Annotated in this window: 2 protein-coding genes and 1 pseudogene; 1 reads left to right on the forward strand and 2 read right to left on the reverse strand. The window is 57.0% G+C overall.

What is annotated here, in order from left to right; genetic code table 11:
- Positions 1-234: 234 nt before the first annotated feature.
- Positions 235-608 (reverse strand): annotated as a pseudogene (locus tag BLT27_RS20565) (DUF955 domain-containing protein); the annotation flags it as partial.
- Positions 609-764: 156 nt separating this feature from the next.
- A complete protein-coding gene (locus BLT27_RS19475) occupies positions 765-1526 on the reverse strand; it encodes a hypothetical protein (RefSeq protein ID WP_139172446.1) in 762 nt (253 codons plus the stop codon).
- Positions 1527-1635: 109 nt separating this feature from the next.
- Between BLT27_RS19475 and BLT27_RS18890 the strand changes: the two genes are divergently transcribed.
- Positions 1636-2361, forward strand: a complete 726-nt coding sequence (locus tag BLT27_RS18890) for a 3'-5' exonuclease (protein WP_089736683.1) — start codon at positions 1636-1638, stop codon at positions 2359-2361.
- The last annotated feature ends 176 nt before the right edge of the window (positions 2362-2537 follow it).

Genomic DNA, 2537 nt, shown 5'->3' on the forward strand with positions numbered 1-2537 from the left:
GACGCCCAGCTCGATCAGCTCTCGAAACATCGCTCCGAACGCCGGCTGAGCAGAAGACATACTCCCAGATTATGGCTGGTTCAGTGTAACTACAGAGTCTTTCCGTAGCTCTACACAAGAGCGGATGTTCTTAACCAACAGAGCGGAAGAGATCCATCACTCTGTTGGTTAACTGAGTTGGGACGAGGATTCGCTCTCGAGAACGTTGAGTTCTTTTGCCGTCCGATTGACCCGTCAGAGTCGCTCGCGAACGACCTCGGAATCTTCCGACTCCCACGCAGCGAGGTAGAACGCTGACCTACTGGTGTCGAGCCAGCAGTAGCGCCCGACGACTTACGCGACGGCTTCGGCCTCGACTTCGCGTTTCGCCCGCTCGGTGTCGTCGCCGACGTCGAAGGGGAGCAGGGCGTGTGCATACTCGTGAATCAGCGTCCGCGCGAGGTAGGCCTCGTTCTCCCGATTACGCACCTCGACACGCGGTTGCATGTCGAAGAGACTCAGCTGCTCGCAGATGCCCTTCGCCTCGCTGTGGGTCCAGTCTCGTCGGGAACGATTCGCACCGTCACACCGAGGTCGTCAGCGGCGACAATCAAGTGTTCGACGAGGTCTGGCGGCGATCGAGACTCGTCTTGTCCTGGTGGTTGCAAGAGCTGGCAGATTATGGCCTCACCCATCTGAAATCCTCGACTATTGGATGACGGAAGAGCTGGGGAACGCCCCGAAAGAATGTCCGACAGGCTAGGGAGAAATTCATCGAAAAACGCTTACTCTGATTCTTGCCTGAATTCGTCAGAGTACTCATTTCGCCGCGTTGCAGAGTCGGTCTTGAACCCTCGGGGTTTGATGGTGGGCTGCTCTGGATCGTAGGGGGATGCAACCCCGTAGGTGTCGTCTTCCGGCTCGTTCTGGTACGTCTCTCGGAGATCGGCTCGATACCGGTCGTCCGAATAATAGAGGCAGAGAACTGCATCTGGCTTTCTGTTCGGAATTGTTGGGACCTTCGCAGAGTCAAACGGTCGAGACTGAAATTGCTCGACGATGATGTCCTCGAGGACGCCCGTTTCATCTGGTGTGAAGAACAGATATTTTCCATGGTCAGTCGTTTCAGCCAACGATCGTGGCCGGTCATCTGTCCGCTCTTGGATGTTGTCGGTCGTATGGTACCATACCCACTGACGGGAGGTGGAACGACTGATTCCATCTGGAAGTTCAGATGCTGGCTGGAGTGAATCCGGCCGCACCGAGTCCCTGGCTTCGATGACGCCCTCGACGTACTCAAGAGCCTGCTGTCGGTAGCTCTCCGTTGGTTCTTCCGGAACCGCGGCTAGCTCTTCTTCGTGGTCGTAGTCCGGCAACTTGGTGGCTGTCGGATCCGGGTTCTTCGGCGGCTTCACCCGTTCGAACCACTGCGATGTACTGTCTTCCCGGAGCAACCTGGCGAGCTCTCGTAGTTCCGGATTGGAGATCCGACCTCCAGGGGCTATTCCGGTAGGGGCTGTTGGCCAGGAGACCTCTGCCTGATTCATACTTCTCTAATCAAGTCTGTCCCGGCAAAAGTATTCACGACCGGGAACACTGACAGCTAACCCCAGACGCTTCACTTCGATTTAAATACTCAGACTTGGACAATCCGCTATGTCATCTAGTGGTACCAGGCGACTTGCCCTCGATATCGAGACGATCAGCCCGCATCTCACGCCTGATGACGATCCTGACTGGGAGGATCCGGAGGATTTCCAACTCGCGGCAATCGGACTCGCGTATGACGGTCCCGAAGCAGGCGGTCGCTTACCCCGAACGCAGATCCTCACTCGGCGCGCTCCAGGGCTTGCGTCCGAACTGGATCTACTACGACGGACCAATGCTGAGCTGTGGGCCTACCAACCGGACGAGATCGTAACGTATGCGGGCGATTTCTTCGACCTGCCGATCCTGAAAAAACGACCCGTCTATGCTGCTGACGGCCCTGCCGGTGATGGGCTCGCTGGCGATTTGAAGACTATCATCGAGAGCGCCGAATCTGTGGATTTGGGCGACTTCGCAGCTGAGGCCTACGGGTATGGGACTGGACTCGACGATCTCATCCAGCATCAGGAGGTCGGGCTCCGGCGGACGTTCTTCGACGACTACGCTCATGAATTAGATCTCCAGAGGATTCGCCCGACTGATGCAGACACCGACTACGTCGATAGCGGCGACATCCCTGGAATTATGGAAACGTGGCTCCACGCTCGTTCGGACAGTCACGACGATATTGGCCCGTGTAATCTTGAGCATACGGAGCGGATGCTCTCGGACTACATCTTGGGCGATATCGAACACCTCATCACGCTCTCGCACAGGATACCCTTCAGCGAATAATGGTCGTGGCTGCGCGCGCAGCAAAGCGAGCACGGAGCGGAGGGCGGGGAGGTGGTTGGCGGGTGGTGGCATAGGGTGATTAGAGGGTGTCATAGAACTCTTCTCACACCGTGATGATCGTACTTCCCGGATTGTCTCCGCGTTCGTAGTTGGTGATAGCGACGACGAGGCGAAGG

The sequence above is a fragment of the Haloarchaeobius iranensis genome, assembly GCF_900103505.1.
Taxonomy (GTDB): domain Archaea; phylum Halobacteriota; class Halobacteria; order Halobacteriales; family Natrialbaceae; genus Haloarchaeobius; species Haloarchaeobius iranensis.